Consider the following 21,298-nt stretch of genomic DNA (forward strand, 5'->3'; position numbering starts at 1 on the left):
GCCCGCCCGCACGCGGGCCGGCAGATCAGCCGTTCTCGGCGAACTCCTTGGCGTGCCGCAGGGTCGTGAGGCTGTTCGTGCCCAACGCGTGCCGGATCAGCTCACGTGCGCGCTCGACCGTGCCGTCCGCGCCGAGCACCTCCGCCACGACCTCCGGCCGGATGACGACGGTGTGGTGCGAGGTGGCTTCGACGCCCGCCTCGATGCCGTCACCGATGTCCCGCAACGTCCACCGGCCGACGTGGGCCGCCATGATCGGCGGCGTCCTGGTCTGCTTGTAGACGATCGTGTCGTACGGCGTGCACACCCGGACCGAGTGCGTCGTGTGGATCGACCCGTCCGGGCTGCGCGTGTCCATCTCCATGGACTGCACGCCGGTGACGGCCTCGGTGAGGTCCAGCCGGGCGACGTGCGGCAGCCGCTGCGGCCACAGGTCGGACCGGTACAGGAACTCGTAGACGTCCTTGCGGGTCGCGTGGATCGTGATGCTGTCCGAGAACTTCAGCACCAGCTTGTCGTAGTCGTCGCCGAGCTCGGCGGCGCGCTTGAGCGCCGCGAGCTCGGCGTCGCTGTTGTTGTTCACCGCGTTCAGAACCAGGTCGACGGCTTCCGGCTGCGCCGTGGTGAAGTGGTGCAGGAGGTCGACGCGGGTGGCCGAGTCGGCGATCGGCACGATGCGCCACTCCCCTCCCATCGACTTCACCGGCGCCGCCGAACGCTCCTGCTCGAACTTGACGTGCAGGTTCGCCGAGTCCAGCTCACGGCGAGACGTCCACGTGCGCACGTCGCCGTTGGCGAAGGCGTGCAGCCGCAGCCGCTCGGTGGCCCCCTCGGTCTCGAACACCTCGGCGTGCACCGTGGGTCCGAAGGTGTACGGCCAGCGCGTCACGTCCGCGATCAGGTCGTACACCACCTTGGCGGGAGCACCGATCATGACCGTGTGCGTGGTGGTGTGCGTCATGTCCCCGTGTCTCCGTTCTCGGCTCCCCGGCGGTCAGGCCGCGAGGCTGCCGTTGACCTTGGTCAGCAGTTCGCGCGGGGTCTCGATGTCCGCGAGTTCGTCGTCGCCGACACCGACGCCGTACTTGCGCTTGATCAGCGCCACCGTCTCCAGCAGGGCCAGCGAGTCGAAGCCCAGCTCGAGGAACGGAGTGTCGAGAATGTCCTGGCCGGCCTTGAACGAGTCGTCCTCGCCGGCGGCCTCGTTGAGAATCTCCTTGAGACCCTCGATGGTCAGTGCGCTCACGGCTTTTTCCTTTCCTCACCGGGCGTTTCCGCTCGCCCACGTAGTGAGGTTGCCAGGGCGCACTGGTAGTCCAGTGGAGGTTTCCTCGAACATGTCGTCGGGAAAATCCTTGCCGCACAACGAAAAACGGCCCCGCGCCACAGTGTGGCGGGGGCCGCTGGAGTATTTCTCAGGCCAGGAGTCCTTGCAGCTGACGTGCTTCCGCGCGGTCGAGGCGCGGGTCGGACGTGACGATCGCGTGCTGCAGCTGCTGCAGGCGCGCTGACGGCTCGACACCGAGCTCGTCGACGAGCGTGCGCCGCAGCCCCCGGAACGCGTCCAGGGCCTGCCACTGCCGTCCCGCGCGGAACAACGAGATCATGTACTGCGCACACAGGTGCTCGTTCATCGGATGCTGCACGGTCAGCACGGCGAGCTCGCTGAGCAGCGACTTGTGCTTGCCCATCCGCATTTCCGCCTCGATGCGCGTCTCCAGCGCGCCGAGCCGGGCCTCCTCCAGGCGCACGACCTCGACGCCGAGCGGCATGCCAGGCCGGACGTCGACGACGGCGGGCCCGCGCCAGATCTCCAGCGCCGAGCGCAGAAGGCGGGACGCGGCCGCGTAGTCGTCGGCCTCGTAGGCGTTCTGACCGGCGCGGGCGAGGCGGTCGAACTCGTGCACGTCGACTGCTTCTTCCGGCACGTCGAGCAGGTAGCCGCCGTAGCGGGTGACCAGCACTTCCTTGGCGCCGCTCTCGTCCGACGCTGCCAGCGCCTCGCCGATCAGCCGGCGCAGCTGCAGGATGTAGGTCTGCAACGTGGTGCGCGCACTGCGCGGCGGGCGGTCGTCCCACAGCTCCTCGATGAGCGTCGGCACGGACACCACCGAGCCGGAGTGCAGGGCGAGCAGCGCCAGGATCTGCCGCGGCTTGGCCGCCGACGGAGTCACCGAGCGACCGTTCACCTTGGCCTCGACCGGCCCCAGGACCTTGATCTGCATCGCAACCCCTCCTTCGGTTCCAAGCACACCATTAGTCTGCTCGGCCCAACGAAGGCGCGTTAGTGCACAGGCCATCGATGTCAGGTGAGTTCACCCCGGTGCGGGTATGAAAACTTCATACCAAGGCGCATTAGCCGGTAACTACCGGTCCATTAGCACTGGTCGGCACGATTACCCACAACAAACGACACATAAACATCGGAGATGCGCATGTACCCCACCGTCACCGTGGAGCACCTGGCTTCCGTCCCCACTGCCGACGACTCCGACGACATGAAGATTTACGAGTTCGACCGTGAGGTCACGACCGGCTTCTTCACCGGTAGCTGGACCGCCACCATGCCCGGCGGCCGTTCGTTCGTCCGGCACGAAGAAGTACTCGCGGCATGAGAGAGGACCTGGCCGAACCGGGTGAGCAACGCATCGGGTTCAAAAGACACCTCCGGCCGCAGATCGTGCGGGGCGAAGCCGTGTACCTCTTCGGGGAGTCCGGCGTCACCGCGATCCAAGGCTCGCACGTCGAGACGCTGGCGCTACTGCTCGACGGCACCCGTGACCTCGCCGGACTGCTGCGCGACGCAGCCGAGGACCTGACCGTCGACCAGGTGGAGCGCATGCTCGCCAGGCTCGCGGCGGCCGGGCTGATCGGCAGCAGGGGCACGGAGGACGGTTCGGCCGGCATCGAGGCATCGCTCGCCTACTGGGATGCGGCGGGCCTCGATCCCACGGACGCGGTGGCGGCGACAACGACGTCGCTCGTCTCCGTCGTCGCGATCGGCGACCTGGACCGCGACGCACTCGCGGAAGCCTTGCACCGCAACGGACTCACGGTCACCTCGGGGAGTGGTGACCTCACGGTCGTGGCGTGTGCGGACTACCTGGCACCAGAGCTTCGCGACATCGACGCCTCACACCGCGCCGCCGGCACTCCGTGGCTGCTGGTCAAGCCGGTCGGCGCGCAGGTGTGCGTGGGTCCTTTCATCACCCCGGGCGACGGCCCGTGCTGGCGTTGCCTGGCAACACGTCTGTCGGCCAACCGGTCGGCGGAGGCCCACGTGCGGGCGCGGTGCGGGCAACGTGGCCCCGCCCCGCGCCCCGCGATCGGGCTGCCGTCGCTGCGGGCGGCCGCGCTGGAGATCGCGTCGGCAGAGGCGGCCAAGTGGCTCGCCGGCCTGCGTCACGAGACCCAGCGATCCATCTGGAGCTACGACAGCCTGACCATGCGGGTCACCCAGCACGAGGTGCGGGTCCGCCCGCAGTGCTCGGGCTGTGGTGACCCGGGAATGGTCGCGCGCAGGGCGTTCGACCCGGTCGAGCTGACCAGTCGCGTCAAGCGCTCCTGCGACGGCGGCGGCCACCGGTCGTCGTCGCCGCAGGAGGTGCTCGACACCTACCGGCACCTGATCGGCCCTGTCACCGGGATCGTGAGGGACATCCGCCGCAGCGACAACGGGCCCGCGTTCTTCAACTCCTTCTGGTCCGGCTCCAACATCGCGGCCGCGGGCGAGGGTCTCGAAGGGCTGCGCTCGTCGCTGCGGGTGGAGACCGGCGGCAAGGGCGTGACCCCGCTCGACGCCGAGGTCGGCGCGCTGTGCGAGGCCGTGGAACGACGCAGTGGCGCGTTCTGCGGCGACGAGGCGCAGGTGAGCGGCAGCTACAGGTCGCTGGGTGAGCTCGCGATCCACCCCGACACCGTGCAGCACTACCACCCGCGGCAGTTCGAGGACCGCGACGCCTGGAACGCGAGCCACTCGAAGTTCCAGCACGTCACCACCCCGTTCGACGAGGACGAGGTGATGAACTGGACCCCGTTCTGGTCGCTCACCGAACAACGGCACAAGTTCCTGCCCACCGGCATGTCCTACTTCGGCGCTCCATGCCCGCCCAGCGTCACGTCGAACTCCAACGGTTGCGCCGCGGGAAGCAGCATCGAGGACGCGGTGCTGCAGGCCCTGCTGGAGCTGGTCGAACGCGATGCGGTCGCCATCTGGTGGTACAACCGCACGCCGATGCCGGGAATGGACCTGGACTCGTTCCACGACACGTGGATCGACGAGTGCCGCGAGGTGCACGCGAGCCTCGGTCGTGAGCTGTGGCTGCTCGACGTCACCGCGGACCTGGGCGTGCCGGTGATGGTCGCCGTGTCCCGGCGCACCGGCGGCCCGCGCGAGGACATCATGCTCGGCTGCGGCGCGCACCTGGACCCGCGGATCGCCGCGCGCAGGGCGCTCACCGAGCTGAACCAGTGCATGCCGATGGTCTGCGAACCGGTGCGGCTGGACGCGTTCGACGGCGACACCCGGCACTGGTTCGAGCACGCCCGCATCGACGAGCAGTCCTGGCTCGCCCCGGACCCCGCCGTACCGCCGCGGGACTCGTTCCACCACGGCTACGAACACCGGCGCGACCTGGCCGACGACATCCGCGCCGTCCAGGACACCCTCGAGGCTCGCGGGATGGAGGTGCTGGTGCTCGACCAGACCCGGCCCGACATCGGGCTTCCCGTGGTCAGGGTGGTCGTGCCGGGACTGCGGCACTTCTGGTCGAGGTTCGCTCAAGGCCGCCTCTACGACGTACCTGTACAACTGGGTCGACTGGACCGGCCTCGCACACTCGAAGAGCTCAACCCGATCCCGTTGTTCATGTGACCCCCACCTGCCGGAGCGGAGGCGCCGTGGTGCCCACCCAGTCGCACATCCCAACGGGCCGCCCGCTGTGGTCGTTGCTCGAGGACGCGTTCGTCGACGAGAGCGGCGAGCACCTCACCGTGCACGGCAGATGGGGAGCGATCCAGCTCGCCGACACCAGCCCGGTCGTGCGGGAGGCGCTGCACCGCATGAGCCTCGGTCCCGTCGCGCTGGAGAACATCTCCGCGCTGCACGAGAACTTCGTGCGCTGGAAGACCGGCGGCGGACCGTGCCTCATCTGGCGCAAGCTCAAGAACACGCTCGACCAGCTGGGTGGCTGCGTAGTGCCGTCGCTCGGCCTGGACGACGGCGCAGGCCCGATCCTGTCGGTCGTGGCGGTGACGGGTGACGCCGTGTTCACGTTGCCGCACATCGAGGACGACACGATCGTCTCCATGCGGCCGGGCACCGAGATCGAGCGGCTCAACGGCGACCAGGCGCTGACCTGCGGAGGTCAGCAGTACCAGGTGATCCTGCACAGCGCGCCCGCGACGGAGATCGCGAAGTCGCTGCTGGCCGGCGAGAGCACGATCGCGCAGATCGCGGAGGCGTTGCAGGTCGACAAGACGCTGGTCGCGGACATCGTGGCCTACCTCGCCGGTGCGCAACTCGTCGTCGTCGCGAGGTGTTGAGCCATCGCCATGTTGCTCCGATCGAGGATCGCGAAACGCGAGATTTCCCAGGAAGCGCCCGTATCATGGCCGCGTCCCGACCCTCGCGTGGGAGCTGCTGCTGTGACGCTGCGACAGGAACGCTCATCTGTGTCCCGTCGCTTGGCGTACGTCGTGATCAGCGTGGTGTTCGCCAACTATCTCGGCAACGCCTTCTTCTACGTTCTGCAAGCCGGCGTGACGCCGGTGCGGATCGTCGGCTCGCTCGCCTGCCTGCTCACGATCGGGTACCTCCAGCTGCGGGTGTTCTCGCGGCCGGGCGCCGATCTGCGGTCCGGCAGGGCGTACCTGGCACTGGGCGCGATGGCGCTGATGGTGTTCGTGCCGGTGCCCTTCTTCCCGAACGCGTGGTCCGGCATGCCCGGCTTCTTCGCGGGCAGTGCGTTGCTCGTGCTGCCCGGACGCGTGCGATGGCTCGTGTTCGGCGCGGTGGCGCTCATCAACGGCGTGATCAAGTACCTGGTCGTCCAGAACGTCGCCGAGCTCGCCTACTACGTGCTGACGCCGGTGGTCTCCGGCCTGGTCGTCTACGGCCTGTCCCGGCTGCCCTCGCTGGTGAGGCAACTGGAGACCGCCAGGTCCGAGCTCGCCGACCTGGCGGTGTCGCAGGAACGGCTGCGGTTCGCCCGCGACCTGCACGACCTGCTCGGGTTCAGCCTCTCCGCGATCACGCTGAAGGTGGAGCTGGCCCGCAAGCTGGTCGGCGAGCACACCGAACGTGCGATGCGCGAGCTGACCGAGATCCTCGGCATCGCCCGCGAAGCCCTGACGGACGTTCGTGCGGTGGCATCGAGCTACCGCGAGCTGTCGCTGTCGGACGAGATCGAATCGGCGCAGTCCGTCCTGGCGGCGGCGGGTGTCGCGACCACGATCGAGGGAGACTGCGCCGAGCTGTCACCGCGCTCCCGGACCGTGCTCGCGACGGTGCTGCGCGAGGGCGTGACGAACCTGCTGCGGCACAGCGACGCCACCCGCTGCTCGATCAGGATCGCCGGCGACGGCCAGCTGGTGTCGATCGACATCACCAACGACGGCGCGCCCAGCGAGGTCGGCACCGACCGGGGCAGCGGTCTCACCAACCTCGCCACCCGCACCACGGCCATCGGCGGATCCCTGCTCGCCCAGGCGTCCGCGGACGGCACCTACCGGTTGCACGCCGAGGTGCCCGCGACGCCGGCGCCGGAGGAACCGGCGGACGAGCGGCGCGCGGCGGGTCCGCCGATCGCGACGCGGTTCGCCCAGGTGCTGCTCACGACCGTGGTGGTCGGGTACGGCCTGATGGCGACCACGCTGGCGTTCCACGACTACAACCTGCTCGGACCGGTCGGGATCGCGGTCGCCGCGGTCAGCGTCGCGGGCATGGTCGCGCTGGTGCTGAGCCTCGTGAGCCGTCCGCAGGTCCAGCTGACCCTGCCGCAGTCCGTGGCGGTGCTCGCCGGGATCGCGGTCTGCGTGTACGTGCCCCAGGTGATCTACAGCAGCCCGTTCATCGGTGTGCCCGGCTTCGTCGCCGGCTCGGCGGCGCTCCTGCTGCCCCGTGCGGCGGGCTGGCTGGGCTTCCTCGCGGTCGTCGCGGGTCAGGGCATCGTCTTCGGCGTCCTCGGTCAGGGCCCCGTGTACATCGCGTGGGGAATCATGGCCGCGACGAACCACGGCCTGGTGCTGTACGCGCTGACCCGACTGCGGTCCATGGTGACCGAGCTGCACGAGGCGCGTGAGGAACTGGCCACGGCGGCGGTGACGCAGGAGAGGCTGCGGTTCGCCCGCGACCTGCACGACCTGCTCGGGTACAGCCTGTCCGCGATCACGTTGAAGAGCGAGCTCACGCACCGGCTGCTGACGATCGACCCCGGCCGGGCGAAGCAGGAGCTCAGCGAGGTGCTGGACATCTCCCGGCAGGCGCTGGCCGACGTGCGGTCGGTGGCGCTGAGCTACCGCGAGCTGTCGTTGAACGAGGAGACCCAGTCGGCGCAGGCGTTGCTGTCCGCGGCCGACATCGAGGTGACCGTGCGGATCGACGCGTGCGACGAGCTGCCCACGGACGTGCGGGTGACGCTGGCGACGGTGCTGCGCGAGGGCGTGACGAACCTGCTGCGGCACAGCAAGGCCGAGCGCTGCGAGATCGTGCTGTCCAGCTCACCGCGGCTGGTGACGATGGACATCATCAACGACGGGCTCGCCATGACGGAGCGGAACTCCCGCAACGGCAGCGGCATCGGCAACCTCACCACCCGCGTCTGCGCGCTCGGGGGCAGCCTCGACGCCGGTCCCACGTCCGAGCGCACGTTCCGGCTGCACGCCGAGATCCCGCTCGGCTGACCCGGCGGTCGCCGGCTCAGATCCAGCCGGCCTCGTCCGCGATGCGGATGGCGTCGACGCGGTTGCGGCCGTTCAGCTTGGTGATGATGGTCGTCATGTAGTTGCGGACGGTCCCCGTCGACAACGACAGGGCGACCGCGATCTCCGGCGCGTCCGAACCGGCCGCGGCGAGGCGCAGCACCTCCAGTTCGCGGTCGGTCAGCGGGCACTCCCCGCGGTCCCAGGCCGCGAGCGCCAGCTGCGAGTCGACCACCCGCTTGCCGGCCGCCACGTCGCGGATCGCGCCGGCCAGCTGGCCGGGTGGGGCGTCCTTGAGCAGGAAACCGTCCACGCGGGCCGCCAGCGCCTTGCGCAACGTGCCGGGGCGGCCCAGCGACGTGAGCATCAACGTACGGACCGACGGCATCGTCTCCCGGATCTTCGCGGCCGCGCTGAGGCCGTCGAGGATCGGCAGGTCGATGTCGATCACCGCGACGTCGGGCCGGTGTTGCCGCGCCATCGGCAGGATCTTGTCCCCCGAGCTCACCTCGGCGACCACTTCGATGTCCGGTTCGAGGTTGAGGAGCGCGATGAGGGCACCGCGCACCATGTGCATGTCCTCGGCAAGCAGAACCCTGATCATTACGCCCCTCCGGCGAGACACCATATCTCCCGGCGTTCAGGCCGCGCTCGACGCCGCGTCGAGGTGTACCGGCAACGGTGGTGGGGACCTGCCTGCGAAAGGGATCCCGCCATGGAACGCAGCGTCAACGTCACCGTTGTCTACTACTCGTCCACCGGGACGATCCACCGCATCGCCACCGAGATCGCCGAGACGGCGGAGAAGGCGGGAGCCGAGGTCAGGCTGGTCAGGGCGGCCGAGCTCGCACCCCAGACCGTCGTGGACTCGCGACCGGCGTGGGCCGACCACCTCAAGGCCACCGAGGACGTGCCGATCGCCCAGGTGGAGGACGTCCTGTGGGCCGACGCGGTCGTGTTCGGGACGCCCACGCGGTTCGGCAACATGTCCGCGCAGCTCAAGCAGTTCATCGACACGCTGGGACCCGCGTGGTTCCAGGGCCGCCTGTCGAACAAGGTGTACAGCGCTTTCACGTCCGGTGGCAGCACGCACGGAGGCATGGAGACCACGATCGTCTCCATCTACAACATGGTGTGCCACTTCGGCGGGATCATCGTGCCGCCGGGGCTGAACGAGAACCCCTACGGCACCTCCCACGTGCTCGGCTCGGACAGCAAGCCGGTGAGCGAGATCGCGCTGCAGTCCGCCCGTGTGCAGGCCGACCGGGTCGTGCGGGTCGCCCGTGCGCTGAAGGAGGCCTGAGTGCGCGTCGACGGCATCTACGTGCGGGGCAACGGGATCCGTCTGCCCGCGACGCTGAACGTGCAGGACGCCATCGACTCCGGCGAGTGCGAACCGAAGCTGGTCGCGCGCACGGACGTCACCAGCGTCGCCTACTCCCCCGACGAGTCGGCGGCCGAGATGGGCGTCAGGGCGGCCCAGCAGGCGCTGGCGAGGGCCGGCAGCACCGGTGACGACGTCGAGCTCATCCTGCACGCCACGACCTACCACCAGGGCCAGGACCTGTGGCCGGTCGGCAGCTACATCCAGCGCGAGACCGTCCGCAACAGCTGCCTGGCCCTGGAGATCAGGCAGATGTCCAACGGCGGCATGGCGGCGCTGGACCTCGCCGTGCGCTACCTGAGCCCCGGCAAGGACGCGCTGCTGACCACGGCCGACCGGTTCTGCCTGCCCGGCATCGACCGCTGGCGCACCGACCCCGGCACGCCTTACGCCGACGGTGCGAGCGCGGTGGTGCTGTCACGCCGAGGCGGCTATGCACGGCTGCTTTCATTGGCTATCAACGCTGATTCGGACCTGGAGCCGTTGCACCGGGGCGACGAACCGATGGGGCTGGCGCCGTTCTCGCACCGCATGCCGGTGGACTTCGAGGCCGCCAAGCACGCGTTCGCGAAGCAGTACGGACTGTCCTTCGGCATCAACAGGGCGAACGCGGGCCAGGCCGCCGCGGTCGAGGAGGCCCTGGCGGACGCGGACATGAAGCTCGGCGACGCGGACTGGGTGGTGCTGCCGCACTTCGGCAGGCGCCGCCTCGACGTGAACTACCTGCGGCCCTACGACATCGACCCCGCGCGCACGACGTGGGAGTGGAGCCGCACGATCGGGCACCTCGGCGCGGGCGACCAGTTCGCCGGGCTCGGCCACCTGGTCGACACCGGCCAGGCCCGGCCCGGGCAGCGGGTCGTGCTGTTCGGCGTGGGCGCCGGTTACAGCTGGGGCTGCGCGGTTCTGGAGATCGACGCGAAGCCCTCCTGGGCGGCTTGAGCGCGGCTCCAGCGGGACCGGCTACAGCTTGGAGCTGCCGTCCGGGTGGCCTGAGCACGGTTCGAGTGGGATACCAGCCTGATTTGGCTGGATGTAGGCGACACCCGGTGGCATTTCGAAAGGAACTCAGACCATGTCCGACCAGCCGTTTGAAGGCCAGCGAGTCGTCGTCACCGGTGGTGGCACCGGAATCGGCAAGCACGCGGCCGTCGAGTTCGCGAAGCTCGGTGCCGCGAGCGTGATCATCACCGGCCGCCGCAAGGACCGGCTGGACGAGGTCGCCGAGCTGCACGAGAACATCGTTCCCGTCGCCGCCGACGTCACCACGGCCGAGGGCGCGCAGGCCGTCGCCGACGCCGTCGAGACCAACGGCGCCAAGGTGGACGTGCTCGTGCACAACGCCGGCATCTTCCGCAACACGCTCGCCGAGTACTTCGACGAGAAGGCCAGCAACGAGCTGCTCAACATCAACCTGCTCGGCCCGGTCCGCCTCACCGGCGCGCTGTACCAGTACCTCGCCAAGCCGGGCGGCAACATCGTGTTCGTCTCCTCGGTCGCGGGCCACAACCCCGAGCCCGGCGCCGCCCTGTACGCGGCCAGCAAGGCGGGCATGCACAGCCTGACGCTGACCTGGGCGCGCGAGCTGGCCCCGCTCGGGATCCGGGTCAACGCCGTCGCCCCGGCCGGCGTGCGCACCGAGGTCTACGCGGCCAACGGCCTGAACGAGGAGGAGACCGACGGCATCTTCGCGACGCTGGCGGACATCATGCCGCTGGGCCGCACCGGCACGGTCGAGGACATCACGCCGTGGATCGTGCAGCTCGCCAGCCCCGCCAGCTCCTGGGTCACCGGCCAGATCATCACGATCGACGGTGGCCAGGACCTCACCGCGGGCACCGACCACCTGTTCATGTCGTGGTTCCGCGCACGCCTCGAGGGTGACGCGGCCTGAGCCACGTCTTCCGCACCTGAGCGGTCGTCACCGGATGGAGAGGTAGCCTCCGGTGACGGCCGCGTTTCCGCGTTTACAGAAAGGCTTTCCCCGTGCTGGACCGCCGCGCGATCAACCGAGCGACCCTCGCGCGCCAACTTCTGCTGCAGCGCCACGACATGGGCGTGCTCGAAGCAACCGAGCAGCTCGTCGGGCTGCAGGCGCAGCTGCCGTTCCCGCCCTACATCGGACTGTGGGCGAGGCTGAACTCGTTCGACCGCGACGAGTTGTCGAAGCTCATCCTGGACCGTCAGATCGTGCGGTCGTCGCTCATGCGCTACACCATGCACCTCGTGACCACGCCGGATCTGTTGTGGTTGCGGCCGTTGCTCCAGCCGGTGCTCAACCGTGCGCAGAAGGGCTTCTTCGGCCGTCAGACCGACGGCATGGACCTCGGTGAGATCGCGAAGCACGGCCGCAAGCTGCTGAACGGGAAGGCGCTCACGCAGGTCCAGCTGCGCGAGGCGATGAGCGAGAAGTTCCCCGGCCGCGATCCCCTGTCGCTGGCCTACTCCGTGCAGTACCTGGTGCCGCTGGTGCACGTGCCGCCGTGGGGCAAGGGCGGTTCGGTGCCGTCGACGCTCGCGGAACCGTTCCTGGACCAGAAGCTCACGAAGGATCCGGACCCGAAGCAGTTGGTGCGCCGCTATCTCGCCGCGTACGGACCGGCCACCGTCAAGGACCTCCAGGCGTTCAGCGGGCTCACGTTCATGGCCAAGGTGTTCAAGGACATGGGCGCCGAGCTGGAGGTCCTCGTCTCGGACACCGGCCAGGAGCTCTACGACCTGCGGGACGCACCGCGGCCGGACGGCGACACGCCGGCGCCCGTGAGGTTCCTGCCCGAGTACGACAACCTGATGGTGTCGCACTTCGACCGCACTCGCGTGATGGACGACGACATCCGCAAGCAGGTGTGCGTCGGCGCGGGCATCGCGGCCACGCTGCTGGTCGACGGGTTCGTGCGCGGGATGTGGAAGCTCAAGGAGCAGAAGAAGACCGCGACCCTCACGCTGACCCTGTTCAAGCCGCTGTCCAAAAAGGACTTCAAGGCGGTCGAGCAGGAGGCCGACGCGCTGTTGCGGTTCGCGGCGCCGGACGCGACGACGCGGGAGTTCGTGGTCGGGTGAAGCTCAGCGCACGGCAGCTCAACCGGGCACTGCTGGCCCGGCAGTTCCTCCTGGAGCGCACCGAGAAGACCCCGTTCGAGGTCGTGGAACACCTGGTGGGCATGCAGTCCCAGGTCCCACTGTCGCCGTATGTGGGCCTGTGGTCGCGTATCAGCCACTTTCAGCCCGCCGACCTCGCCGCCACCCTGGAAAGCCGCGCGACGGTCCGTCTCGTGCTGATGAGGGCCACCATCCACCTCGTGAGCGCCCGCGACGCGCTGCTGTTGCGGCCGTTGCTGAAACCCGTGCTGGACCGCACGAACTTCACCGGGCACAACGGAAAGCAGATCGAGGGCATCGACCCGGCCGAACTGGCGCAACGCGGCCGGGAGATCCTCGAAGAGGAACCGCGCACGCGGGAAGATCTCGGCAAACTGCTGAAAGAGCACTGGACGGGCCACCAGGCGACCGCGCTGGCCTACGCGGTGCAACTGCTCGTCCCGCTCGCGCAGATCCCGCCACGGGGCGTCTGGGGCCTCGCACCGGGCCGTGGCGCCCACGCGACCCTGAACACCTGGCTCGGCAGCGAATCCCTGCCGGAGGCGTCGATCACCGAGGTGGTGTCCCGCTACTTCAGGGCGTTCGGCCCGGCGAGCGTCCAGGACGTCCAGACCTGGTCCGGCCTGACCCGGCTCGCCGAGGTGGTCGAACGGCTGCCGCTGCGGCGGTTCAGCGACGAGAACGGCAGGACGCTCTTCGACCACGAGGACTCGCCGCGACCGGACGAGGACACCCCGGCGCCGCCGCGCTTCCTGCCCGAGTTCGACAACATCGCGCTGTCGCACGCCGACCGCACGAGGATCATCTCCCCCGGCTTCAACGGTTCCTCGACGCGCGGCAGCTTCACCGTCGACGGGTTCGTCAGCGGTACCTGGAAGATCGAGAAGAAGAAGCAGGCCGCGACCCTGCTGATCGCGCCGTACCAGCGGCTGCTCAAACGCGACAGCGCCCAAGTCGAGGCCGAAGGACGCCGGCTGTTGAAGTTCGCCGCACCGGGCGCACAACACGCTGTGGCGTTCGAGCAAACCTAGAGCACGCTGCGGTTTTCTGGTGGGTATGACGACGATCGCGCTGCCGGACGGATTCCGGCCTGAGTCGATGACGATCGGGCCCGGTCCGTTCGCGTACTTCGGTTCGCTGGCCGACGGGTCCATCTACCGCGCGGACCTGATCACCGGCGAGGGGAAGACCGTCCACTCCGGACCTGGAACCGCCTCCGCCGGCGTGAAGATAGATCGCCGCGGGCGGCTGTTCATCGCGGGCGGTTTCGCCGGCGACGCCCACGTGATCCACGCCGCCTCCGGTGCCACGCTGGCGTCCTACCCGCTCGCGGGCCTGGTCAACGACTTCGCGCTGACCCCGACCGCCGCGTGGGCCACCGACTCGATCCTGCCGGTGCTGTGGAAGCTGCCGCTGGGCGGCAACGGCGAGCTGCCGGAACCCGAGCAGGTGGAACAGGTCGAGCTCACCGGGGACATCCGGTACCTCGAGCAGGGCTTCAACGCCAACGGGATCTGCCGCACCCCGGACGGCACGGCGTTGCTGATCAACCAGTCCAACACCGGCGGACTGTTCCACGTGGACACCGCCACCGGGCGTGCCACGAGCGTCGACCTGGGCGGCGAGGACCTGATGGACTGCGACGGCATGGTGCTCGACGGCGACCTGCTGTACGTGGCCATGGGCGTGCGCAACGAGGTCGTGCTGCTGCGGCTCAACCACGAGGGCACGGTCGGCAAGGTGCTGCGCCGGGTGAGCGATCCCCGGTTCGACATCCCCAGCTCGCTCGCCCTGCACGAGGACCTGCTGTACGTGATCAACGGCAGGTTCACCACCGAGGCCACGCCGCAGACGACCTACACGTCGGTCGCGGTTCCGCGGCCCATGAACTGAACGAGAAGGCCCCCGCCACGTCCTTGGGTTCTAGGAGTCGTCGCAACACAACTGATCAACTGGCTTGGGCCAGGAGCTTGGTCAAGCGCTCGGCTGGGGTGTCCCAGCCGAGCGTTTTGCGTGGGCGGTTGTTGAGTTCGGCGGCGACGAACGCGAGGTGTTCGGCACTGTGGATCGAGAGGTCGGTTCCTTTCGGGAAGTATTGGCGCAGCAGGCCGTTGGTGTTCTCGTTGGAACCTCGCTGCCAGGGGCTGGCCGGGTCGCAGAAGTAGACCGGGATGTCGGTAGCGATGGTGAACGCGGCGTGGCCGGCCATCTCGGCGCCTTGGTCCCAGGTCAGGGAACGGGTGAGGTGGGCTGGCAGCGTCTGGACTATGTCGATGAGGGCATCTCGGACCGCTTCGGCGGTGCGGTCGTGGGGCAGACGCAGCAGCATCACGTAGCGGGTGACGCGTTCGACCAGGGTCCCGATCGCGGAAGCGCTGTCCTTGCCGATGATCAGATCGCCTTCCCAGTGCCCAGGGATCGCCCGGTCCTCTGCTTCGGCGGGACGCTCGCTGATCATGACCATCGGGCTGATGAACCGGGACTGGCGTTGTCCTGTCTGGCGGCGGGGTTTGCGCATGGTGCGGCCGGTGCGCAACGCACGAGCCAGTTCACGCCGTAGCTCGCCGCGTCCTTGGACATAGAGGGCCTGGTAGATCGTTTCGTGGACCACGTGCCACTCCGGCCGGTCGGGGTGCTCCCGTCGCAGCATCGCCGCGATCTGTTCGGGACTGCGTTTACGGGCCAGATGGTCCTGCACGACGCGATGCAGCTCGGCATCGGCCGCCAGCTTGCGGGTCTTGGGCCGCGGACGGCGGGCATCGGCACGGGTCTGCGCGGCGTGGGGCCGGTACTGCCTGTTGCCGGGGTGGCGGTTGCGGTGGATCTCCCGGCTGATCGTGGACGGGCTGCGGTCCAGCTCGGAGGCGATCTGCCGGATCGTGGCCTGCTCCCGCAGCCGGCCGGCGATGTGGATGCGGTCGTCCTCACGCAGGTAACGAGAAGACGCCGAAGGCGGCACCACCGCGGTGATCGGTGGTGCCGCCTTGTCCTTACCGGACGCGTTGCGTCCGTTACGCCAGCGCTTGCCGGTTTTCAGGTTGACCCCGACGAGCCGGCATGCCTCCTTGTTACCCACACCCTGTTGCACGAGCCGCAAGTATTCGGCCCGTTCGGCAACGAGCAGCCTCGGCCCTTTCGGCTTACGCTCCGCCCGGATCTGAAAGTCCATCGCATCCCCTGAACTGGGGTGTTGCGACGACTCCTAGAACCCAAGCGTTCGGCGGGGGCCTCTTCATGCGGCACGTCAGGCGGCGGTGACGACCTCGTCGTACTCGAGCCGCGGCGACCGCGGCCACCAGGCGTTCTCACCGGGCTTGCCGATGTTCATGACCAGCAGCACCTTCTGCTTGCCGTCCGGGAAGAACTCGCGGTTCACGGCCTCGGCGTCGAACCCGATCATCGGGCCGGCGTTCAGACCGGCGGCCCGGATGCCGAGCAGGAAGTACGCGGCCTGCATCGTGCCGTTCTGCACGGCGGAGGCCTCGCGGATCGCCGGGTCCGCGAACATGTCCTTGGCCTCGGGGAAGTGCGGGAACAGCTTCGGCATCAGCTCGTGGAACTCGAGGTCCGCGGCCAGGATCGCGACCAGCGGGGCCTGCGCGACCTTGGCGCCGTTCGGGCCGTACATCGTCTTCACCAGACGCTCACGGGCGTCGTCGGAGCGGATCAGCACGATGCGCAACGGCTGCTGGTTCATCGACGTCGGCGCGTACTTGACCAGGTCGTAGACGGCCTGCAGGGTCTCGTCGGAGACCGGCTCGGACGAGAACGTGTTGGCGGTGCGGGCTTCCCGGAACAGCAGGTCCTGGGCTGCGGCGTCCAGCTCAAGCGACATGGCGGGTCTCCTCGATCAGTACCGCGGAGATGCGCTCCGCGACCATCATGGTGGGCAGATTCGTGTTGGCGGCAGGCACTTCCGGGATGATCGAGGCGTCGGCGACCCACAGGCCGTCCACGCCGAGCACCTGCCCGTCGGGCGACACAACGGAACCCATCGCGCACGTGCCCACCGCGTGGTGGTACGTGCCCGCGTTCGCGAAGATCCACCGGTCCAGCGCCTGGTCGTCCGAGAGGTCGGCCGGCGGGCTGTTGAGCGGCGGACCGTCGATCTCCTCCGCGAACGGCTTGGTGCCGATGAGGCGCAACAGGTCCCGCATACCCGACCTGATCAACGCTCTGTCCTCGTAGGACCGCAGCAGGCCGAGGTCGATGTGCGGCGCGTCGGTCGGGTCGGCCGACCGCAGCCACACCCGGCCGCGCGAGGTGGGCTTGAGCAGGGCCACCGAGATGATCAGGTTCGCGCCGGTCGTCTCGGCGGGCGACGGGGCACCGGGCAGGAACTGCAGCCCGGACTCCGTCGTCGCGACGGCCTGGTACAGCGCGGGCCCGCGGCCCATCAGCTTCACCGTGACCAGCGGGTGGTCCTGCAACCCCTGCCCCACCGGCAGATCCGCGACGACCGAGATGCCCAGCGCGGACAGCGCCGTGGCAGGGCCGATCCCGGACCGCAGCAGCACGGCCGGCGAGCCGTAGGCCCCCGCGGCGACCACGATGTTCCGCGCCGAGACCGTCTCACCGCCGAGCAGCACCACACCGACGGCCCTGCCGTCCCGGACGAGCACCTTGCACACCAGGGAGTTCGGCCGGATCGTCAGGTTGTCCCTGGACCTCGCGGCCGCGAGGTAGGTGACGGCGGTGCTCTGCCGCACGCCGTCGATCTCGTTCAACGGCACCGGTCCCGCGCCGATCGCACCCGGCGCGTTGTGGTCCTCGATCCGTTCGTGGCCGAGAGAGACGGCGGTCTCGATGAACGCCCGGTTCGTGGACGTCATGTCGTCGGCGGGCCTGCGGATCGGCACGACCGACTCCACGGCCTCGAAGTACCGCGACGCCACGGCGAACGACCACGGGTCGGGCCACGCGTCGTAGTCAGAAGGCGCACCGCGCAGGGCGATGCACGCGTTGACCGCCGAGCAACCGCCGACGATCCTGCCGCGCGGCAGGTTCAGCGGCTCACCGCCGACCTGGGGCTCTGAGCGGTACATCCAGTTGTGCATGGGGCCGGCGACGGGGTCGTCCGGCCCTGCTTCCAGCAGCAGCACGCGCCGAGAAGGGTCCTCCGACAGCCGTGCCGCCAGAACGCCGCCCGCCGAGCCGCTGCCGACCACGATGACGTCGAAGTCAGCCATGACCCCTAGTCAGCCAGTGCCCCCTGCACCCCCGCTCGCGCGTGCCTTGAGATGGCTCAGGTTCCTCTCAAGGCCCGCAAAGCCGTGGCCGGGGACGGTGAAACCCCACTGTGTGAAGGCTTAAGGAGATCCGTATGAGCGCCGAAGCGATTCCTGCGACGTCGCGGGAGCTGCGCCTGGTTTCGCGTCCGGCGGACCGGCTGACCCAGGAGAACTTCGAGCTCGTCGAGGTGCCGATGCCGGTGCCGGGCGAGGGCGAGGTCCTGGTGCGCAACGAGTGGATGTTCCTCGGCTCGGTGTACCGCGACCTGATGAACGAGGAGACCAGCCTCCCGATCCCGAACTACGAGATCGGCGCGACGCCCTGGGGCACCACCGTCGGCACGGTCGTGGTGTCCAACAACGAAAGCCTGCCCGTCGGCACCTTCCTGTTGCACTACAACGGCTGGCGCGAATGGGCGGTCGTCAGCCCCGAGTTCGGCGTGAAGAAGCTCGACCGCTCGCTGCTGCCCGGCGCGGAGTACTTCCTCGCCAACGGTCCCACCGCGTGGCGCGGCATCGTGGAGATGGCCGACGCCGGCGAGGGCGACGTCGTGTTCGTGTCCGGCGCGACCGGCGCGGTCGGCACGCTGGCCGGTCAGATCGCGAAGGCCCGTGGCGCCAAGCTCGTCATCGGGTCCACCGGCAGCAAGGAGAAGGTCGACTTCCTGGTGAACGAGGCCGGCTTCGACGCCGCCTTCGACTACCACGACGGCCCGGTGCTGGACCGGCTGCGCGAGCTCGCTCCCGACGGCATCACGGTGTGCTTCGACAACGTCGGCGGCGAGCAGTTCGAGGCCGCCGTCGAGCACGCCCAGCCCGGCGCCCGGTTCGCCCTGTGCGGCGCGCTGAGCGGCCAGATCGGTGGCACCGACGGCGACCACCCGCGCCTCGCCCTGATGCGCGCCATCGCCAAGCAGCTGACGTTCCGCGGCTTCGCCACCTTCGACACCGAAGAGCAGCTGGCGGCGTGGAACAAGACGTTCTCCGGCTGGCTGGACGAGGGCAAGATCTCCTTCGCCCACACCGTCGTCAAGGGCGGCGTGCCGGTCGCGGCCGAGACGTTCATCGCGTTGCTGGACAAGAAGTTCGCGGGCACGGTCGTGCTCCAGCTCAACGACTGAACGACATCACGGAGAAGCCCCTGGCTCGCCGAGCCGGGGGCTTCTCCGCGTCGTGGAAAAGGCGTCTGCAAGTACTACCAACAGGGTTGCTGGTAGTACTTGCAGACGCACCATCAGACTCCCGCGAGGGCTTCCAGCTCCGGCACCAGCGACGCGGGGGACGGCGCGTTGTGGATCTCGGCCTGCATCGCGAGCGACGCCTCCTTGGCCTCGGGCTTGTGGATCAGCTCCTCCAGGCGGTCCTGGATGAACGCCACGTCCTGCTGCTTCTCCACGCCCTCGACGGCCGCACCGGCACCGGTCGCCTCGAGCCGCTCCGCCCACGGGAAGTGGTCGGCGAACTGCGGCAGCACCAGCTGCGGAGTGGCGGCGTTCAGCGCGGTCAGGCCCGTGCCGGAACCGCCGTGGTGCACGATCACCGAGCACGTGCGCATGAACAGGTTCAGCGGCAGGTGCGAGGACGAGATCACCTTGTCCGCGATCACCGAGTGGTCCTCGGCGTCGATCCCGTTCGGCACGGCGAGGACGACCTCGACGTCACCGAGGCGCGAGATGGCCTCGTAGACCCAGCCCAGCACCTTGCGCATGCCGAGCTCCTTGGGCATCGAGCCGAAGGACACGCAGATCCGCGGCTTCGACGGCTCCTCCAGCGCCCAGGCCGGCACCGCGCCGAACCCGTTGGACGGCAGGTACCGCACGGGACGGCCCTTCTCCAGTCCTGGCAGCTGGAACGACGGCGGGCACGGGTCGATGGTCAGGTCCGGCTCCGGCAGCCCGGTCAGGCCCATCTGCTGCGCCACCGGGTCGAGGACCATGTGGGCGGTCTCCTCGAACGCCTCCGTCAACGGGTCGACGCCCCAGCGGTGACGCACGACCGGCACCCCGAGGATGCCGCCGAGCAGCCGCCCGGAGAGGTCCATCGGGTCCGCCACGATCAGGTCGGGTGCGAACGCCTTGGCCTTCTCCAGCAGCAGCGGGAGGACCTCCGCGGTGCGGCCCGCGGGACCGTAGGCGATGTTGCCCCAGAACTGGCGGTCCGGCCGCGGCAGCGCCTCCGCGGGAGAGGCGTTCTCGCCGGCCTGCTGGATGATGCCCTGCAGCATCATCTTCTGGTCCTGCTCCTCGCCGAGCGCGATCGCGTCGAGGCCGGTCGACTTGACGAAGGGCACGAGGTGCTGGGGCGTGGTGACGATGACCTCGTGGCCGGCACCGCGCAGTGCCCAGCTCAGTGGGACGATCGGCTGCAGGTGCCCGCTCGCCGGCCACGTGCTGATGAGTACTCGCATTGCCGTTGCTCCTTCATCCGGCTGACGGTAGGTCTTCGAGCGGCACGCCGGTCGTGGCGCTCAGGTAGCGGTCGACGACGCGCCGGTAGTAGTCGGGGCCGAAGCCCAGCTCGCGCACGACGGGCGCGAGACGGGTGAGCTTGACCAGTGAGATGTCGTGCCGCGCGTAGGCGTCGCGGTAGGTCTTCCGCAACGGCACGCGCAGCCGGTTTTCCAGGTGCTCCACCAAGTCCTCGACCGGTACGGGCACACCGCTCGCGACGTTCACGACCTCTCCGCACACGCGGGTGGTCAGCAACGCGTCGAGGAGCCGCACCACGTCGAGCACGTCGACGAGGTCGCGATGCGCTCCCCGCCAGACCTCGATCTCGCCGGAACGCACCTGTGCCACCAGTGTCGGCATCATCTGATGTGGACGCTGGTCGGGACCGACGAGATGTCCCAGGCGCAGCACCAGGTACGCCACCCCGGAGGCGCGGATCAGCGCCTCCATCGCGAGCTTGTGGCGCCCGTAGGCGTTGCCCGGGAACACCGGGCCGTCCTCCGTGCCCGGTGAGTCCGGCGAGCCGTACATGGCGGCGGACGCGGTGGAGAAGTAGACGAACAGCTTGCCTTCCGCGCGGCACCTGCTGATCACGTCGTGCAGGATGCCTGTTTCACGGCCGAACTCGTCCGCCGACGTGGCGACGGTCGAGGAGGATCCGGCCGCGAACGCGACGACGTCATGATGCTTTCCCGCGATGCGTGCGAGGTTCGTGGCCAGGAAGCCACGTCCGATGACGTCCATGGAAGTCCCTTACTGGGAGATGTCCTGTTCGCTGCGGACACCGATGTGCTGCACCAGAAGGCCGTCGCGGCCCTCGAAGTAGTGCGCCTGCGCGTAGGTGAACCGCGTGCCGACGGGTGCGGCCTGGCCTTCCTCGGTCTCGATGCCGGTGAAGCGCACGCGCAGCACGACCGTGGTGCCCTCGGCGACGGCCTGCTGCACCTCCCACTTCGCGTCCTTGAAGCGGCGGTTGAGCCACAGGATGTGCTGCCGCACGCCTTCCGGGCCGTCGGGGAACATCCCGGGAGGGCCCGTCACGTCGAGGAAGTCGTCGTGGATGAGCCCGTCGACCAGGCTGAGGTCCTGGGTGTTCAGCGCCACCTGCAGCTTGAGCGCGAGATCCTTGTAGTGCTCGCTGATGGACTTCTTGTACGTCGCGGCGAGCGCGACGTCCAAGGAGGGTTCTGTCACGGCGGTCATTGAGTCTCCCT

General features: G+C 69.0%; 21 protein-coding genes. 11 read left to right on the forward strand and 10 right to left on the reverse strand.

Features of this window, described 5'->3' with window-relative positions; all coding sequences use genetic code 11:
• Positions 1-25: 25 nt before the first annotated feature.
• The 3 genes from ACWGE0_RS21190 to ACWGE0_RS21200 all read right to left on the reverse strand — a co-directional run bounded on the left by ACWGE0_RS21190 (position 26) and on the right by ACWGE0_RS21200 (position 2,225).
• Entirely contained in the window at positions 26-961 is a 936-nt protein-coding gene (locus ACWGE0_RS21190; protein WP_452262598.1) for an aromatase/cyclase, read from the reverse strand.
• A gap of 33 nt (positions 962-994) precedes the next feature.
• Positions 995-1,246: an acyl carrier protein gene (locus ACWGE0_RS21195; RefSeq protein ID WP_319964465.1), complete on the reverse strand. Its 252-nt coding sequence runs from the start codon at positions 1,244-1,246 to the stop codon at positions 995-997.
• A 169-nt stretch (positions 1,247-1,415) separates the two neighbouring features.
• Positions 1,416-2,225, reverse strand: coding sequence for an AfsR/SARP family transcriptional regulator (locus tag ACWGE0_RS21200; RefSeq protein WP_452262599.1), 810 nt, complete (start codon positions 2,223-2,225; stop codon positions 1,416-1,418).
• 204 nt (positions 2,226-2,429) lie between these two features.
• Between ACWGE0_RS21200 and ACWGE0_RS21205 the strand changes: the two genes are divergently transcribed.
• The 4 genes from ACWGE0_RS21205 to ACWGE0_RS21220 all read left to right on the forward strand — a co-directional run bounded on the left by ACWGE0_RS21205 (position 2,430) and on the right by ACWGE0_RS21220 (position 7,902).
• Positions 2,430-2,615, forward strand: coding sequence for a hypothetical protein (locus ACWGE0_RS21205; RefSeq protein WP_452262600.1), 186 nt, complete (start codon positions 2,430-2,432; stop codon positions 2,613-2,615).
• The gene (locus ACWGE0_RS21210; RefSeq protein WP_452262601.1) at positions 2,612-4,873 is read left to right on the forward strand and encodes a TOMM precursor leader peptide-binding protein; all 2,262 of its coding nucleotides are present in this window, start codon (positions 2,612-2,614) and stop codon (positions 4,871-4,873) included. The genes ACWGE0_RS21205 and ACWGE0_RS21210 overlap by 4 nt, the downstream gene beginning before the upstream one ends.
• A gap of 26 nt (positions 4,874-4,899) precedes the next feature.
• Positions 4,900-5,544: a hypothetical protein gene (locus tag ACWGE0_RS21215; RefSeq protein ID WP_452262602.1), complete on the forward strand. Its 645-nt coding sequence runs from the start codon at positions 4,900-4,902 to the stop codon at positions 5,542-5,544.
• A gap of 129 nt (positions 5,545-5,673) precedes the next feature.
• Positions 5,674-7,902 (forward strand): sensor histidine kinase, encoded by a 2,229-nt coding sequence (locus ACWGE0_RS21220; protein WP_452262603.1) that lies wholly within the window; start codon positions 5,674-5,676, stop codon positions 7,900-7,902.
• 16 nt (positions 7,903-7,918) lie between these two features.
• Here ACWGE0_RS21220 and ACWGE0_RS21225 read toward each other — a convergent pair whose 3' ends face one another.
• The gene (locus ACWGE0_RS21225; protein WP_452262604.1) at positions 7,919-8,524 is read right to left on the reverse strand and encodes a response regulator transcription factor; all 606 of its coding nucleotides are present in this window, start codon (positions 8,522-8,524) and stop codon (positions 7,919-7,921) included.
• Between the two features lie 111 nt (positions 8,525-8,635).
• On the opposite strand from ACWGE0_RS21225, the gene wrbA reads away from it, so the two are divergent.
• The 6 genes from wrbA to ACWGE0_RS21255 all read left to right on the forward strand — a co-directional run bounded on the left by wrbA (position 8,636) and on the right by ACWGE0_RS21255 (position 14,296).
• The gene (gene wrbA / locus ACWGE0_RS21230) at positions 8,636-9,223 is read left to right on the forward strand and encodes an NAD(P)H:quinone oxidoreductase (RefSeq protein WP_452262605.1); all 588 of its coding nucleotides are present in this window, start codon (positions 8,636-8,638) and stop codon (positions 9,221-9,223) included.
• Positions 9,224-10,246, forward strand: a complete 1,023-nt coding sequence (locus tag ACWGE0_RS21235; RefSeq protein WP_452262606.1) for a ketoacyl-ACP synthase III family protein — start codon at positions 9,224-9,226, stop codon at positions 10,244-10,246. It begins immediately after the preceding gene.
• A gap of 133 nt (positions 10,247-10,379) precedes the next feature.
• Positions 10,380-11,198, forward strand: a complete 819-nt coding sequence (locus ACWGE0_RS21240; RefSeq protein ID WP_452262607.1) for an SDR family NAD(P)-dependent oxidoreductase — start codon at positions 10,380-10,382, stop codon at positions 11,196-11,198.
• A gap of 92 nt (positions 11,199-11,290) precedes the next feature.
• Complete coding sequence (locus tag ACWGE0_RS21245; protein WP_452262608.1) at positions 11,291-12,364, forward strand: winged helix DNA-binding domain-containing protein; 1,074 nt, start codon at positions 11,291-11,293, stop codon at positions 12,362-12,364.
• Positions 12,361-13,434 (forward strand): winged helix DNA-binding domain-containing protein, encoded by a 1,074-nt coding sequence (locus ACWGE0_RS21250; protein ID WP_452262609.1) that lies wholly within the window; start codon positions 12,361-12,363, stop codon positions 13,432-13,434. The genes ACWGE0_RS21245 and ACWGE0_RS21250 overlap by 4 nt, the downstream gene beginning before the upstream one ends.
• Before the next feature lie 25 nt (positions 13,435-13,459).
• Positions 13,460-14,296, forward strand: coding sequence for an SMP-30/gluconolactonase/LRE family protein (locus tag ACWGE0_RS21255; RefSeq protein WP_452262610.1), 837 nt, complete (start codon positions 13,460-13,462; stop codon positions 14,294-14,296).
• A 55-nt stretch (positions 14,297-14,351) separates the two neighbouring features.
• On the opposite strand, the gene ACWGE0_RS21260 is transcribed toward ACWGE0_RS21255, so the two are convergent.
• The 3 genes from ACWGE0_RS21260 to ACWGE0_RS21270 all read right to left on the reverse strand — a co-directional run bounded on the left by ACWGE0_RS21260 (position 14,352) and on the right by ACWGE0_RS21270 (position 17,592).
• Positions 14,352-15,479, reverse strand: coding sequence for an IS30 family transposase (locus ACWGE0_RS21260; protein WP_452262635.1), 1,128 nt, complete (start codon positions 15,477-15,479; stop codon positions 14,352-14,354).
• A 168-nt stretch (positions 15,480-15,647) separates the two neighbouring features.
• Positions 15,648-16,238, reverse strand: coding sequence for a malonic semialdehyde reductase (locus ACWGE0_RS21265; RefSeq protein ID WP_452262611.1), 591 nt, complete (start codon positions 16,236-16,238; stop codon positions 15,648-15,650).
• Positions 16,228-17,592 (reverse strand): GMC family oxidoreductase, encoded by a 1,365-nt coding sequence (locus ACWGE0_RS21270; protein WP_452262612.1) that lies wholly within the window; start codon positions 17,590-17,592, stop codon positions 16,228-16,230. The genes ACWGE0_RS21265 and ACWGE0_RS21270 overlap by 11 nt, the downstream gene beginning before the upstream one ends.
• A gap of 134 nt (positions 17,593-17,726) precedes the next feature.
• On the opposite strand from ACWGE0_RS21270, the gene ACWGE0_RS21275 reads away from it, so the two are divergent.
• A complete protein-coding gene (locus ACWGE0_RS21275) occupies positions 17,727-18,755 on the forward strand; it encodes a zinc-binding dehydrogenase (RefSeq protein WP_452262613.1) in 1,029 nt (342 codons plus the stop codon).
• 113 nt (positions 18,756-18,868) lie between these two features.
• Here the strand turns inward: ACWGE0_RS21275 and ACWGE0_RS21280 are convergent, their stop codons facing one another.
• From ACWGE0_RS21280 to ACWGE0_RS21290, 3 genes are read right to left on the reverse strand one after another with little or no spacing between them, the layout of a single operon-like run.
• The gene (locus ACWGE0_RS21280; protein ID WP_319964449.1) at positions 18,869-20,041 is read right to left on the reverse strand and encodes a nucleotide disphospho-sugar-binding domain-containing protein; all 1,173 of its coding nucleotides are present in this window, start codon (positions 20,039-20,041) and stop codon (positions 18,869-18,871) included.
• Positions 20,042-20,054: 13 nt separating this feature from the next.
• Entirely contained in the window at positions 20,055-20,828 is a 774-nt protein-coding gene (locus ACWGE0_RS21285; RefSeq protein WP_452262614.1) for an NAD-dependent epimerase/dehydratase family protein, read from the reverse strand.
• Between the two features lie 9 nt (positions 20,829-20,837).
• Positions 20,838-21,287: an ester cyclase gene (locus tag ACWGE0_RS21290; RefSeq protein WP_319964447.1), complete on the reverse strand. Its 450-nt coding sequence runs from the start codon at positions 21,285-21,287 to the stop codon at positions 20,838-20,840.
• Between the last annotated feature and the right edge of the window lie 11 nt (positions 21,288-21,298).

Source organism: Lentzea sp. NPDC054927, from assembly GCF_053610285.1.

What these genes read in the sequence shown, in the direction of transcription:
- ACWGE0_RS21210 (WP_452262601.1), top strand. Translation starts at nt 2,612, where the DNA reads ATGAGAGAGGACCTGGCCGAACCGGGTGAGCAACGCATCGGGTTCAAA.
- ACWGE0_RS21275 (WP_452262613.1), top strand. Translation starts at nt 17,727, where the DNA reads ATGAGCGCCGAAGCGATTCCTGCGACGTCGCGGGAGCTGCGCCTGGTT.
- ACWGE0_RS21255 (WP_452262610.1), top strand. Translation starts at nt 13,460, where the DNA reads ATGACGACGATCGCGCTGCCGGACGGATTCCGGCCTGAGTCGATGACG.
- ACWGE0_RS21270 (WP_452262612.1), bottom strand. Translation starts at nt 17,592, where the DNA reads ATGGCTGACTTCGACGTCATCGTGGTCGGCAGCGGCTCGGCGGGCGGC.
- ACWGE0_RS21200 (WP_452262599.1), bottom strand. Translation starts at nt 2,225, where the DNA reads ATGCAGATCAAGGTCCTGGGGCCGGTCGAGGCCAAGGTGAACGGTCGC.
- ACWGE0_RS21190 (WP_452262598.1), bottom strand. Translation starts at nt 961, where the DNA reads ATGACGCACACCACCACGCACACGGTCATGATCGGTGCTCCCGCCAAG.
- ACWGE0_RS21290 (WP_319964447.1), bottom strand. Translation starts at nt 21,287, where the DNA reads ATGACCGCCGTGACAGAACCCTCCTTGGACGTCGCGCTCGCCGCGACG.
- ACWGE0_RS21280 (WP_319964449.1), bottom strand. Translation starts at nt 20,041, where the DNA reads ATGCGAGTACTCATCAGCACGTGGCCGGCGAGCGGGCACCTGCAGCCG.
- ACWGE0_RS21225 (WP_452262604.1), bottom strand. Translation starts at nt 8,524, where the DNA reads ATGATCAGGGTTCTGCTTGCCGAGGACATGCACATGGTGCGCGGTGCC.
- ACWGE0_RS21285 (WP_452262614.1), bottom strand. Translation starts at nt 20,828, where the DNA reads ATGGACGTCATCGGACGTGGCTTCCTGGCCACGAACCTCGCACGCATC.
- ACWGE0_RS21205 (WP_452262600.1), top strand. Translation starts at nt 2,430, where the DNA reads ATGCGCATGTACCCCACCGTCACCGTGGAGCACCTGGCTTCCGTCCCC.
- wrbA (WP_452262605.1), top strand. Translation starts at nt 8,636, where the DNA reads ATGGAACGCAGCGTCAACGTCACCGTTGTCTACTACTCGTCCACCGGG.
- ACWGE0_RS21240 (WP_452262607.1), top strand. Translation starts at nt 10,380, where the DNA reads ATGTCCGACCAGCCGTTTGAAGGCCAGCGAGTCGTCGTCACCGGTGGT.
- ACWGE0_RS21265 (WP_452262611.1), bottom strand. Translation starts at nt 16,238, where the DNA reads ATGTCGCTTGAGCTGGACGCCGCAGCCCAGGACCTGCTGTTCCGGGAA.